General features: G+C 62.0%; 11 protein-coding genes. 2 read left to right on the top strand and 9 right to left on the bottom strand.

Annotated features, from left to right (window positions below; translation table 11 throughout):
* Window positions 1–10: 10 nt before the first annotated feature.
* The 6 genes from BBJ66_RS02395 to BBJ66_RS02370 all read right to left on the bottom strand — a co-directional run bounded on the left by BBJ66_RS02395 (window position 11) and on the right by BBJ66_RS02370 (window position 6,862).
* Window positions 11–814, bottom strand: a complete 804-nt coding sequence (locus BBJ66_RS02395; RefSeq protein ID WP_190238020.1) for an HpcH/HpaI aldolase family protein — start codon at window positions 812–814, stop codon at window positions 11–13.
* A 10-nt stretch (window positions 815–824) separates the two neighbouring features.
* The gene (araD, locus tag BBJ66_RS02390; RefSeq protein WP_071084705.1) at window positions 825–2,570 is read right to left on the bottom strand and encodes an L-arabinonate dehydratase; all 1,746 of its coding nucleotides are present in this window, start codon (window positions 2,568–2,570) and stop codon (window positions 825–827) included.
* Window positions 2,567–3,421, bottom strand: coding sequence for a carbohydrate ABC transporter permease (locus BBJ66_RS02385; RefSeq protein WP_071084703.1), 855 nt, complete (start codon window positions 3,419–3,421; stop codon window positions 2,567–2,569). The genes araD and BBJ66_RS02385 overlap by 4 nt, the downstream gene beginning before the upstream one ends.
* A 5-nt stretch (window positions 3,422–3,426) precedes the next feature.
* Window positions 3,427–4,362 (bottom strand): carbohydrate ABC transporter permease, encoded by a 936-nt coding sequence (locus tag BBJ66_RS02380; protein ID WP_049730623.1) that lies wholly within the window; start codon window positions 4,360–4,362, stop codon window positions 3,427–3,429.
* 140 nt (window positions 4,363–4,502) lie between these two features.
* Window positions 4,503–5,738, bottom strand: a complete 1,236-nt coding sequence (locus BBJ66_RS02375) for an ABC transporter substrate-binding protein (RefSeq protein WP_071084989.1) — start codon at window positions 5,736–5,738, stop codon at window positions 4,503–4,505.
* A 59-nt stretch (window positions 5,739–5,797) separates the two neighbouring features.
* Window positions 5,798–6,862 (bottom strand): ABC transporter ATP-binding protein, encoded by a 1,065-nt coding sequence (locus BBJ66_RS02370; RefSeq protein WP_071084701.1) that lies wholly within the window; start codon window positions 6,860–6,862, stop codon window positions 5,798–5,800.
* Window positions 6,863–7,126: 264 nt separating this feature from the next.
* Between BBJ66_RS02370 and BBJ66_RS02365 the strand changes: the two genes are divergently transcribed.
* A complete protein-coding gene (locus BBJ66_RS02365) occupies window positions 7,127–8,176 on the top strand; it encodes a LacI family DNA-binding transcriptional regulator (protein ID WP_049730625.1) in 1,050 nt (349 codons plus the stop codon).
* Window positions 8,177–8,361: 185 nt separating this feature from the next.
* Window positions 8,362–9,420, top strand: coding sequence for an LLM class flavin-dependent oxidoreductase (locus BBJ66_RS02360; protein WP_071084987.1), 1,059 nt, complete (start codon window positions 8,362–8,364; stop codon window positions 9,418–9,420).
* Window positions 9,421–9,821: 401 nt separating this feature from the next.
* On the opposite strand, the gene BBJ66_RS02355 is transcribed toward BBJ66_RS02360, so the two are convergent.
* The 3 genes from BBJ66_RS02355 to BBJ66_RS02345 form a co-directional block, all read right to left on the bottom strand.
* Window positions 9,822–10,133 (bottom strand): hypothetical protein, encoded by a 312-nt coding sequence (locus BBJ66_RS02355; protein WP_071084700.1) that lies wholly within the window; start codon window positions 10,131–10,133, stop codon window positions 9,822–9,824.
* Window positions 10,134–10,225: 92 nt separating this feature from the next.
* Window positions 10,226–10,579, bottom strand: coding sequence for an ADP-ribosylation/crystallin J1 (locus BBJ66_RS02350; protein WP_071084698.1), 354 nt, complete (start codon window positions 10,577–10,579; stop codon window positions 10,226–10,228).
* A 63-nt stretch (window positions 10,580–10,642) separates the two neighbouring features.
* A complete protein-coding gene (locus BBJ66_RS02345; RefSeq protein WP_071084693.1) occupies window positions 10,643–11,680 on the bottom strand; it encodes a proline racemase family protein in 1,038 nt (345 codons plus the stop codon).
* Window positions 11,681–11,709 lie beyond the last annotated feature (29 nt).

Genomic DNA, 11,709 nt, shown 5'->3' with positions numbered 1-11,709 from the left:
GAAATTATCCTCAATAGGCAGCGGCTGGTGCCGCGACAGGAGCCGCCTGACCCTTCAGGACGCCGAGCCAGTCATTGGCGCGGCCGGTCATCATCGCGACGTCGGACGCAATAGCCGCAAAGTCGTAGCCGTAGCCGAGGAAGCGCTTCACCATATCGGGATTGGGACCGACGATGCCGACCGGTTTGCCGGCGGCATGCGCGTCCTTGGCCGCCTTCTCGATCAGCGCCTGGACCTCTGGATGGGCGATATTGCCGATATGGCCCATGGCGGCCGAAAGATCGCCCGGACCAACGAACAGCGCGTCGATCCCATCGACGGCGGAGATCTGCGGCAGCCGCTCGATCGCTTCCGGAGTTTCGAGCTGTACGATGGTGCAGACTTCGCCATTCGCCCGCTTCAGATAGTCCGGGATCGTGCCGAATTTCGAGCCGCGATGAACGGCGGCGACGCCGCGAATGCCCTGCGGCGGATAGCGGGTGTAGGACGCCGCCGCGCGGGCCTCTTCGGCTGTCTGCACGAAGGGCAGCATGATCGTGCGTGCGCCAGCATCGAGCACGCGCTTGACCAGCACCTGGTCGTTCCAGGCAAGGCGCACCACGGCCTCGGCCGGCGTGCAGCCGATGGCGCGCAGGATGCCCGCCACGTCCGAAACCTCGACCGGCACATGCTCCATATCAACGACGAGGAAATCGAAGCCGGTATAGCCGAGCGCCTCGGCCGTTGCGGGAGCTGCGGCCATCAACCAGGTGCCGAGCGGCGCTGCCCGGTCCTTCTCGGCAAGCCATGCCTTGAAATGATTGGTCAGGCTCATCATCGTCTCCTCAATAGATCGCCGGATCGGGCACCACGGCCGTTCCGCTTAAGAAATCGAAATCACAGCCCTGATCGGCCTGGCTGACATGCTGCTGGTATAGTGCTGCAAAGGACCGCTGGTAGGTCGGCGGGGCTGGTCTCCACGCCGCGCGGCGGCGGATGATTTCCGCCTCGTCGACCCGCATGTTGACGGTCCCGGCGGTAACGTCGAGTTCGACGAGGTCGCCGGTCTTCAGGAGCGCCAGCGGTCCGCCGACGGCGGCCTCGGGAGAGACGTGCAGGATGCAGGTGCCGTAATGCGTACCACTCATCCGGCCGTCGCAGATGCGCACCATGTCGCGCACACCCTGCTTCAAAAGCTTCTTGGGGATCGGCAGATTGCCCCATTCCGGCATGCCCGGTGCGCCCACCGGGCCGGCATTGCGCAGCACGATCACCGTATCCTCGGTGATATCGAGATCGGGATCGTCGAGCGTCATGTTCATGACGCCCGGATTGTCGAAGACGATGGCCGGGCCGACATGCTTCAGAAATTTCGGGCTGGCCGCGGAAGACTTCATGACGGCGCCGTTCGGGGCAAGATTGCCGCGCAGAACTTCCAGCGTTTTTCCGCGCGATAGCGGCACCACCGGATTGTCCTCGCCGCGGATGACGTCGTCGTTCCAACAGTCCGCCCCGGCAAGATTGTCGCCGAGCGTTTGGCCGTTGACCGTCGGTCGCGTCAGATCGAGGTGATGCGAAAACTTGTTGAGAAGCGCCAGAAGACCGCCGGCGAAATAGAAATCCTCCATCAAGTATTCGCCCGATGGAAAGACGTTGACCGCCACCGGCACCTTGCCGGCCATCGCCGCCATGTCATCGAGCGATAGATCGACACCGGCGCGGCGCGCCATGGCGACCAGATGGACGGCCGCATTGGTGGAGCCGCCAAGCGCCATATAGGCAACCAGGCCGTTGAGAAAGCTCGCCCTATCCAGGATATCGGAGGGTTTCAGATCTTCCCAGACCATCTCGACGATCCGGACACCACAGGCCGACGCCATGCGTGGATGACCGGAATCGGTGGCGGGGATGGAAGAGGCGCCCGGCAGCGTCAGCCCCATGGCGTCGACGATCGATGTCATCGTCGAGGCGGTGCCGATGGTGTTGCAGGTGCCGGCCGAGCGCGTCATACGGCTTTCGAGGTCGACCCAATCCGACTGCGTGATATTGCCGGCGCGCAGTTCGTCCCAATATTTCTTGGTATGCGTGCCGGCGCCCGTCTTCATGCCACGCCATTGCCCGTTCGACATCGGGCCGGCCGGGCAGTAGATCACCGGAATATCCATCGAAATCGCGCCCATAAGAAGGGCCGGTGTGGACTTGTCGCAGCCGCCGAGCAGCACGGCCCCATCGACCGGATGCGAGCGCAGCAGTTCCTCGCATTCCATGGCGAGAAAATTGCGGTAGAGCATGGTGGTCGGCTTGACCATGACCTCTCCGACGGAGAGCGCCGGCATTTCGACCGGATAGCCGCCCGCCTGCCAGACGCCGCGCTTCACCGCCTCAGCGCGATCGCGCAAATGCGCATGGCAGGGACTCATCTCGCTCCAGGTGTTGATGATGCCGATCACCGGCCGGCCCATGAACTCGTCGCGGCGCATGCCCATCTGCTGCGTGCGCTGCCGATGGGCAAAACCGCGCATATCGTCCGAGGCGAACCAGCGCTGGCTGCGCAGTTCCGAGAGATCGCGTCTCTTCTTCACGTCGCTCATCCCTTGATGCCCCCCGCCGTCAGGCCGGAGACGACGCGCTCCTGGAAGATGACGATGAGAATGGCGACCGGCACGATGCCGGCGACCAGCGCTGCCGAGATCACCGGCCAGGGAAAGGCGAACTCGCCCTGGTAAAGCTGGATGCCGACCGGCAGCGTGCGCAAGGACGGGTTGGAGTTGAACGACAGCGCCAGCAGGAATTCATCCCAGGCATTGACGAAGGCGAGGATGCCGGCTGTGAAGACACCGGGCGCGCAGAGCGGCACCACGACCTTGAACAACGCACCCATGCGGGTGCAGCCATCGATCATCGCGGCATTTTCCAGATCGCGGGGAATGCCTTCGAAGAAGGAGACCAGCATCAGCGTGCAGACGGGCAGGCTCAGCACCGTGTAGGGCAGGATCAGCGCCGTCCAGCTGTTGAGGAGATTGAGCGCCCGCATGATTTCGAACAACGGCACCAGCAGCGTCACCAGCGGGAATGTCGAGACGGCGATGATCAGCGACAGGATCAGCCCGCGATAGGTCAGATTGAGCCGGGCGAGCGCATAGGCCGCCAGCACCGCGACGAACAGCGTCAGCGCGGTCGAAAGCAGCGCCACCATGAAGCTGTTGAACAGGAAGATGTGCAGCGGCTGGTCGGAGAAGGCCTGCACATAGTTCTGAACGGTGGGCGCATGCGGGATCCAGGTAATGGGCTTTGCCGTCAGCTCGGTTTCGGTCTTCAGCGACGTAAACAGGATCCAGAGCGCCGGGAACATGCCGTTCACCAGAAGGATGCCGGCAGCGATGAAACGCAGCGGCTTGCCGGACAGGAAGGACGCCGAACCGGCGGCTGTTGTCGTGCTCATGGATGCTACTCCTTGGTCCGGATCATGCGGAGATAGACGGCCGTCACGCACATCGACAGCGCGAACATCACGACGGCCAGCGCCGATCCATAGCCGAGATCGAGGAAGGACACGGTGTTCTGGTGGATGTACATGGCAAGCGTCGCGGTGGATGTGCCCGGCCCGCCGCCCGTCATCATGTAGGGGATGTCGAAGGTCTGCAGCGCGGTGATGGTGCGGAAGATCAGCGCCACGACGATCGAAGGCTTCAGCAGCGGCAGGGTGATTTCGAAGAACTGGCGCAGCCGTCCGGCGCCATCCACGTCCGCCGCCTCGTAAAGCGAGCGCGGAATGGTCTGCAGACCGGCCAGAATGATCAGCGCCATGAAGGACGATGTCTTCCAGACGATCGTCAGACAGATGGCGGCGAAGGCCCAGTTCGGCGAGTTGAACCAGATGATCCCCTCGAAGCCGAGGCGGTTCAGCACATCGTTGACGACGCCATATTCCGAGTGGAAAAACCACGCAAAGATCAATCCGGCAAAGGAAAGCGGCAAGGCCCAGGGAATAAGCAGCGACAACCGCACGGGCCACTGCGTCCGGAAGGGGAGGTTGGCGAGCAACGCGAGTGAAAGCCCGACCAAAAGTGCGCCCGGCACGGTGATCAGAGTGATCAGGATCGTATTCCAGGTGGTCTCCCAGAAGACCGGATCGTCGATCATCAGGCGGTAGTTATCCAGCCCGGCGAATTCCGCCGGCAGGCCTGAGGTGAGCGATAGGTTGAAGAAGCTCGTATAGATCAGCCGACAGACCGGATAGACGATGATCAATGCCAGAAGAAGACCGGCCGGTGCGAGGAGCAAAACGGCAAGAGCACGGTCGCTGAGATCGAGCCAACGAGTCCAGACCGCCGGCTGATGCTCGCGCGTATCCGTCGCCTTAAGTGTGGTTGTCGTCGCCATGGTCTCGTTCCGAAACGTTGAGAGGCTTGGAGGGCAAGGTCGATGCCTCGCCCGCAACCGGACGCTGCTCGTCCGCCTCTTGAGAAGATCTCCCCTCCCCGGAGGAGAGGGAGGGGAATGCGCAAGGAGCTAAGGGCTCCTCACCGCAGAATGCGTTTCAAGCGTGCGCCGATCTGATCGGCACCGTCTTCCGGCGTCGTCACGCCGGCAAGAACGGCGTTGACCGTGGTGCGGATGACTTCACTCACTTCGTTGTAGCGCGGCGTCACCGGGCGCGGCTTGGCGGTCTCAACCACCTGCAGCGCATCGGCAAACCACGGCGCGCTCTTCGTCACCTCGGCGTCCTGATAAAGACCGGCATAGGTCGGCAGCAGCGAGCCGTTGATTGCCATGAACTTCGAAACATCCTCGGATGACAGGTACTCGACCAGCTTCTTTGCTTCGTCCTGATGCTGCGAATAGGCGGAAACGCCCCATTCCCAGCCACCGAGGCAGGTTGCCTGCTCGCCGCCGGTCATGGCCGGCAGACGGGCAACGCCGACCTTGCCGGCAACGGCGGAATCCTTGCCCTGAGCCTGGGCCCAGGCATAGGACCAGTTGACGGCGAAGATAACATTGCCAGCCTGGAATTCCTTCCGCGTGTCGTCGGTGCCGACTTCGGCGATGTTCTTCTTGGCAATGCCCTCATCGGCAAAAGCTTTCCAGAGACTGAGCGATTTGATCGCCGCGTCGCGATCGAAGGTCAGGCGACCGTTGTCTGTCAGCATCTTGCCCTGGCTCCAATAGGGCAGCAGGAAGGTGCAAACGGCGCCTTCGATCGCCTTGCCCTGGAAGGACAGGCCCTGGAGATCGGCGTTGCCTTCGCCTTCGGCGATCTTCTTGGCGGCAACTTTCAGCTCGTCCCAGGTCTTGGGCGGCGCGATACCGTATTTTTCCAGAAGGTCCTTGCGATAGTAGAGGAACTGCGAATCCGCGAAGGCGGGCAGCGCGATCACCTTGCCATCGACCGTGTTGGCGCCCGCATAGGCCGGCAGATAGGAGGACATGTCCTTGCCGGCGAAATCGCTGGTCCAGCCGGCAGCCGCAAACTGCGCCGGGCGGATGACGTCGAGGATCAGAACGTCGAGAGAGGTGTCCTTGGCCGACATCACGGTGTTGAGATACTGCGCCTGAGCTTCGGACGTATTGCCGCCGGTCTCGATCTTGACCTTCACATCCGGATTGGCGGCTTCATATTTGTCGAGCGCCTTGCGCCAGACGTCCGGCTGGTGCTGGCTGGAGATGTAGATGTTCAGCGCCGTCTCGGCCGAAGCCGGCATCGCGAAGGCCAGCATCGCGCCGCAGAGCAATGCACCGGTTAATTTCGAAAACGTCATGATTTCCTCCCGTTTGATGTTTGGTCGCGCGATGCTGGCATCCTCCCCGCGCAGGGTCGTCAATGGACGGCGCGTTCCGTTGCGGCGTCAAAAAGATGAATTTTCGCGGGGTCCACCCCGATCTTCAGCGTTTCGCCGGCCTTGACCCGCGTCTCCGGCGGCATCCGGGCCGTCAGGGTCTCGCTGCCGACGGCGAAATGGACAAGCGTATCGGAGCCGAGCGGCTCGACGACCTGAACGTGACAGGTCAGGGCAACGTCTGATGCGTTCGCCGCAAAATGCTCCGGACGTATCCCGACGACGAATTCGCGGCCATCGACCGCGGGGACCTGGATCGCCGACAGCGGCAGGCGGTCCCCATTGGCAAATACCAGATGGCCGCCATCGGCCTTTGCCTTGGCAAAATTCATCGCCGGCGACCCGACAAAGCCGCCGACGAAGACGCTGGCCGGGCGATTGTAGACCTCGTCCGGCGATCCGACCTGCTCGATTTCGCCGCCGCGCAGGATGACGATCCGGTCAGCCAGCGTCATCGCCTCGACCTGGTCATGGGTGACGTAGATGATCGTCGTGCCGATCGCCTGATGCAGTTTCTTGATTTCGGTGCGGACCTGACCGCGCAATTTCGCGTCCAGATTGGACAGCGGCTCATCGAAGAGGAACACCTGCGGACGGCGCACGATAGCGCGGCCCATGGCGACGCGCTGGCGCTGGCCGCCGGACAACTGGCCGGGCCGGCGATCGAGCAGATGGGATATGCCGAGCATGTTGGCGGCCTCGTCCACCCGCACCGCCGCTTCTCCGGCGTTGATGCCCCGCACCTTCAGGCTGAAGCCCATATTCTCCCGAACCGTCTTGTGCGGATAGAGCGCATAGTCCTGAAAGACCATGGCGATATCCCGTTCACGCGGCGCCAGCCGGTTGACGACACGGTCACCGATCCTGACCTCGCCGCCGGTGATCGCCTCCAGCCCGGCAACCATGCGCAGGGTCGTCGATTTGCCGCAGCCTGAAGGACCAACGAAGACCACGAACTCACCGTCGGCGATCTCCAGATCGATGCCCTTGACGATCCGAAGGGCACCATAACTCTTGTCCAGCGCCCGCAGGCTCACTCCCGCCATTCAAACCTCCCGGAGACGGAACTTCATCCCATGCCCATCCTTACGTCTCGCTGCAATAATAGCGCTACGATTTTCTTTTTGCAAGCCCGTCTATTGAGAATCGCCGCGGGCGAATGAAGGCAAACCAAGCCCGGCATCACGAATTTGCCGACTTATCGAGTTTTATCAGGCAAATGGCGTATTTCCCGTCAATGGGAATTGTTCAATGGCGGCCTATGGGTTATTATGCGTTTAAATAATAGCGCTATTATATTGACGGAATAAATGGTGGACACTCGACGCTCCGCGAAGCCGACCCGAAAACGCCGCAAGATGCAGCGGGTGACGATGATGGATGTCGCGGCACGGGCCGAGGTCTCGCCTTCGACCGTCTCGCTTTATCTGCGCAAGCCGGACGCCGTATCGGCGTCGGCCAGCGAGGCGATCGCACAATCCATCGAGGCTCTCAATTATGTCCCGAACCTGATGGCCGGGGGGCTCGCCGCCGCCTCTTCGCGCGCCGTCAGCATCATCGTGCCATCGGTACGCAATGCCTTTTTTGCCGAAACGGTTGCAACCATGCAGGCCGAACTGGGCAAGGAGCGGCTGCAGGTGCTGCTCGGCCACACCGAATACAGCGAGCGCGAGGAGGAAAACCTCGTGCGCATGGCCTTATCCTGGGCGCCGGCGGCAATCGTGCTGACGGGGCTGAGCCACAGCAATGCGACTAGGAAGCTGCTGCGCGAAAGCAATGTGCCGGTGGTCGAAATCTGGGAGCTCGGCTCCGAGCCTATCGAGATGGCGGTCGGTTTCCACCACGAACAGGTCGGCCGCTCGATGGCCGCGCACCTGATCCAACGAAATCGCCGCAACCTCGTCTTTCTTGGCGCCCGTCTGCAAGAAGACAAAAGAGCGACGCACCGCGCCGAGGGATTTGTAGAGGAAGCTCGCAAAACCTCGGGTGCTACCGTCGATATCATCCAGCATCCGGCACCGTCGAGCGCCGAAGTCGGCGCCATGCTGCTTGGCGAAACCATGCGGAAATTTCCACAGGTGGATGGCATTGCCTGCTCCAACGATCACGTGGCACTCGGCGTAATTTTTGAATGCCAGCGGCTCGGAATCGACATTCCCGGACAGCTTTCGGTGATCGGCTTCGGCGATCTCAGCTTCAGCGCCGCCTCGAATCCTTCGCTCACCACCATCCGCCCGCCGGGAGATCTGATCGGCACCGAGGCTGCGCGCCTGATCCTTGAGCGCATAGCCGACAGCGGCGAAAGAAAGCCGACGGTCATCGATACCCGTTTCACGCTGCTTCATCGGCAAAGCAGCTGATCGAAGACAAACTGCCGCACACGGCACGCCGCTTCGAAAATTGATCTACCAAACAGGGAAAGGACAAAAGTGCCGCTCCTTCCTTCCACAGGCAACGGCTGCTACCAGAGACACTTGCGCCAGAGCCGGGCCGATAGTGAAATGCCGTGCGCGATCGCGCCGACGAGACCGGAGAAACCCACAACATGACCACCGCCTGCGAAGTCAGCTGGTTTTCCGCCCTGTGCGACGACGATTATGAATTCCTCGGCTGTCCCGATCCACGGCTCCTATCGAGCTTCGAACATTGCCGCGATATCGTCCTGCAGGCCGAAAGCGGCGGCTTCGACAATATTCTGCTTCCGTCCGGCTACGCGCTGGGCATCGACACGACGGCGTTTGCCTCGGCGATGGCGACGCTGACCCGCCGGATCAAACTCCTGATGGCAGTTCGCATTGGTGAAAACTGGCCGGCGCAGCTGGCCCGCCAGATCGCCACCATCGACCGCATCGCCCATGGCCGCCTCTCGGTCAACATCATCTCCAGCGAGATGCCGGGAGAAACCCTTGCGAGCGGCCCGCGCTATGCCCGCACCATCGAAGCCATGTCGATCCTGCGCACGCTGCTTGACGGAAAGCCGCTTGATCACGACGGCACCTTCTGGAAGCTGAAGGTCGATCCGCCGCGGATCGCTCCGCTGTCGGGACGCTGCCCGCAATTCTATTTCGGCGGCCTATCCGAGGATGCCCGGCAAGCAGCAGCGGAAGGTGCCGACGTCTATCTGATGTGGCCGGACCGGATGGAAGCCGTCCGCGAGACGATCGCCGATCTTCGCAGCCGGGCACAGAAGCGTGGCCGGGCGCTGCGCTTCGGTTACCGCGTGCATGTCGTCGTTCGCGAAACCGAATCTGAGGCACGACTTGCCGCCGACCGGCTGCTGTCGAAACTCGATGACGCCACGGGTGCAGCCATCCGGGCGAAATCACTCGACAGCCAGTCCGTCGGCGTCAGGCGCCAAACCGAGTTGCGCGATCAGGCCGGCAGTGAAGGTTATGTCGAGGACAACCTCTGGACAGGTATCGGCCGCGCCCGCTCCGGCTGCGGTGCTGCGATTGTCGGCGATCCCGACCAGGTTCTGGCAAAATTGCAGGCATATCGCGCGGAAGGGATCGAAGCTTTCATTCTCTCGGGGTATCCGCACACCACCGAGGCCGATCTTTTCGCCCGTCTTGTTTTGCCACGGCTGGATCATGGGCCGCTTTGACAAGAGGGGTGGAAACTTGCTTGCCTTGGCGGGATATGAACCGAAGATGTGATGCGACGCGTTTTTAGAACAGGGATGCCACTCGAAAACCGCTTCCGCACAATCGGCACCAGGATTTTGCAACGCTGCTGACGGGACGATCCGCCCGGAACGCCTGCGTTCAAGAATCCTTTACACTGACGCAGCAAGGAGCAGCGTAGCGGCGTGTCCTTCGAGGCTTCAGCCTTCGGCTTGCGCACCTTCAGGATGAGGGACGTTGGGTGCCGCGGTTTTACCCCGTCTCGGTCGTCGTCGTTGGAACCCCGATGACCTCCCAAGCGGCAAGCCCGACATTCGAGAGAGCCTCATCCTGAGGTGCCCCGCAGGGGCCTCGAAGGACGAGGCGGGCCTGCGCACAGTTGTCAGACTTCCACCCGCTCGAACTGACACGAGAACTTGACATTGTAAGCACAAAAGTCGCCTTCGGGGGTGATCACCAATCCAGTGATGTTCGCGCGCTGGAAGCTGTCCTCCTCGGCCTCATTGTCGATGTTGAGCGTTACCGTCAGAGCACCGTCTTCTGATTCAATCACCTTGTAATCATAGACTACCAACTGCCCAAAGCAGATGATTTCGCCGCCCTGGACGATCAGTTCCGCGCTATGCTCTTCCACATCCCTCCAGCGGCCCTGCATGTCTTCTGGCAGCGGCGCGGCGCGTCCGAGGCGTTCCATTCAGCTCTCTCCATCAATTTCGACATATGATCCTGAGCCCAGCGAAATTGCCGCGGCCGGAGCGTCTTTCTGCTTGGTAACTTTCAGTCAAGCTAAGGGAACGTTCTCGTAACGACGATCTTCCCGACGATCGCCGCGTTGAATTGATCCATCTCTTCCGCCGGTATCCAATATTCGAGATGCGCGCGACCGCCCGCCTCCTGAACAGCATGCCGGTCAAGATAGTCCTTTCTCACCCGAAATTCCGTCACGAAACCTGACCCGCTCCTCGGCACATTCCAGTCGCGTGCGATCTTGACTGCATAATCTTCGGACAGCACCGGATAAAAGATCGGCTGATCTGGCAGGCGTGGCGGAAACCCGCGCATGTCGCGCTCGCGGATCAGCATCAATTCCTCAGGTCCGACCGGGCGCCAGAGGGTTACGGTCTCGATATCTTCGTTCATCCTGTTTCCCCCCCTGCAACCAAACGCTGTCTTGACCGGCAAGGCTTACCACAGCCTGTACGCTCAAATCTCCCCCGCCGACGGCCCCCAGACATCCGTCAGCGCAAAGCCTGCGGGATGCGGGTCGAAGGGGTCGAGGGCGACCTGGGTCATGCCGAAGGTGAAGCCGCGGCCGGTGATGGTGGGGATGACGGCGGGGCGGCCGGCGACCTCGGTCACCGCCTGCAGCCCGACCTCGAACTGCGAGCCGATGATCGATTTCGAGGTGAAGACGTCGCCGACCTTGGCCCTGCCGCGGGCATGAAGCGCGGCGAGATTGGCGGAATTGCCGGTGCCGCAGGGCGAGCGGTCGGCCCGGCCCGGCCACATGGTGGTGCAGGTGCGCACCGTGCCGTCGGCCTCGGTATCGCGAAACATCACATAGGCGATGCCCGAGATCGCCGGGATCTCCGGATGGACGACCTTGATATCGCGGTTGATCAGTTCTTTCAGGATCATGCCGGCCTGGACCAGACCGGCGGCATTGGCCTTCTCGATCTTGAGATTGATCTGGCCGACATCGACAAGCGCGTAGAATATGCCGCCATAGCAGAGATCGGCCTTGATCCTGCCCCAATGCGGCGTGTCGATCTCGACGTCGAGCTGATGCACGAAGGACGGCACCATGGTGAGCTTGACCTTCTCGCAGCGCCCGTCGCGGCAGGTTGCCGTCGCCTTGACGAGGCCGGCCGCGGTTTCGAGCGTCACCACCGTCTCCGGCTCCTGCATCTCGACGATGCCGGCTTCGAGCAGCGCCGTCGTTACGCAGATCGAATTCGAGCCGGAGCTGGCATGCGCCTGATCCGGTTGCAGGATGATGAAGGCGGCATCCGCGTCGGGATGTCTTGCCGGCAGCAGCAGGTTGACCGAGCCGATCGGTGCGCCGCGCGGCTCCAGGCAGAGGAAGCGGCGCAGCTCGTCACCCTTCGGATCGGTGTTCAGCCAATGCAGCTGGGCGGCGATGGTGTCGCCGGGGATTTTCGGCACGCCGCCGATCGCGACGCGGCCGATTTCGCCTTCGGCATGAACATCCAGCAGCTGGATCGTGCGCTTCCATCTCATAGAAGAAACTCCGGTTCAGAGGTGACGGG

The sequence above is a fragment of the Rhizobium sp. RSm-3 genome (genome assembly GCF_001854685.1).
In the GTDB taxonomy this organism is placed as follows: domain Bacteria; phylum Pseudomonadota; class Alphaproteobacteria; order Rhizobiales; family Rhizobiaceae; genus Rhizobium; species Rhizobium ecuadorense.
This window is presented reverse-complemented; position numbering and strand designations above follow the sequence as displayed.

What these genes read in the sequence shown, in the direction of transcription:
- BBJ66_RS02395 (WP_190238020.1), bottom strand. Translation starts at nt 814, where the DNA reads ATGAGCCTGACCAATCATTTCAAGGCATGGCTTGCCGAGAAGGACCGG.
- araD (WP_071084705.1), bottom strand. Translation starts at nt 2,570, where the DNA reads ATGAGCGACGTGAAGAAGAGACGCGATCTCTCGGAACTGCGCAGCCAG.
- BBJ66_RS02385 (WP_071084703.1), bottom strand. Translation starts at nt 3,421, where the DNA reads ATGAGCACGACAACAGCCGCCGGTTCGGCGTCCTTCCTGTCCGGCAAG.
- BBJ66_RS02380 (WP_049730623.1), bottom strand. Translation starts at nt 4,362, where the DNA reads ATGGCGACGACAACCACACTTAAGGCGACGGATACGCGCGAGCATCAG.
- BBJ66_RS02375 (WP_071084989.1), bottom strand. Translation starts at nt 5,738, where the DNA reads ATGACGTTTTCGAAATTAACCGGTGCATTGCTCTGCGGCGCGATGCTG.
- BBJ66_RS02370 (WP_071084701.1), bottom strand. Translation starts at nt 6,862, where the DNA reads ATGGCGGGAGTGAGCCTGCGGGCGCTGGACAAGAGTTATGGTGCCCTT.
- BBJ66_RS02365 (WP_049730625.1), top strand. Translation starts at nt 7,127, where the DNA reads ATGGTGGACACTCGACGCTCCGCGAAGCCGACCCGAAAACGCCGCAAG.
- BBJ66_RS02360 (WP_071084987.1), top strand. Translation starts at nt 8,362, where the DNA reads ATGACCACCGCCTGCGAAGTCAGCTGGTTTTCCGCCCTGTGCGACGAC.
- BBJ66_RS02355 (WP_071084700.1), bottom strand. Translation starts at nt 10,133, where the DNA reads ATGGAACGCCTCGGACGCGCCGCGCCGCTGCCAGAAGACATGCAGGGC.
- BBJ66_RS02350 (WP_071084698.1), bottom strand. Translation starts at nt 10,579, where the DNA reads ATGAACGAAGATATCGAGACCGTAACCCTCTGGCGCCCGGTCGGACCT.
- BBJ66_RS02345 (WP_071084693.1), bottom strand. Translation starts at nt 11,680, where the DNA reads ATGAGATGGAAGCGCACGATCCAGCTGCTGGATGTTCATGCCGAAGGC.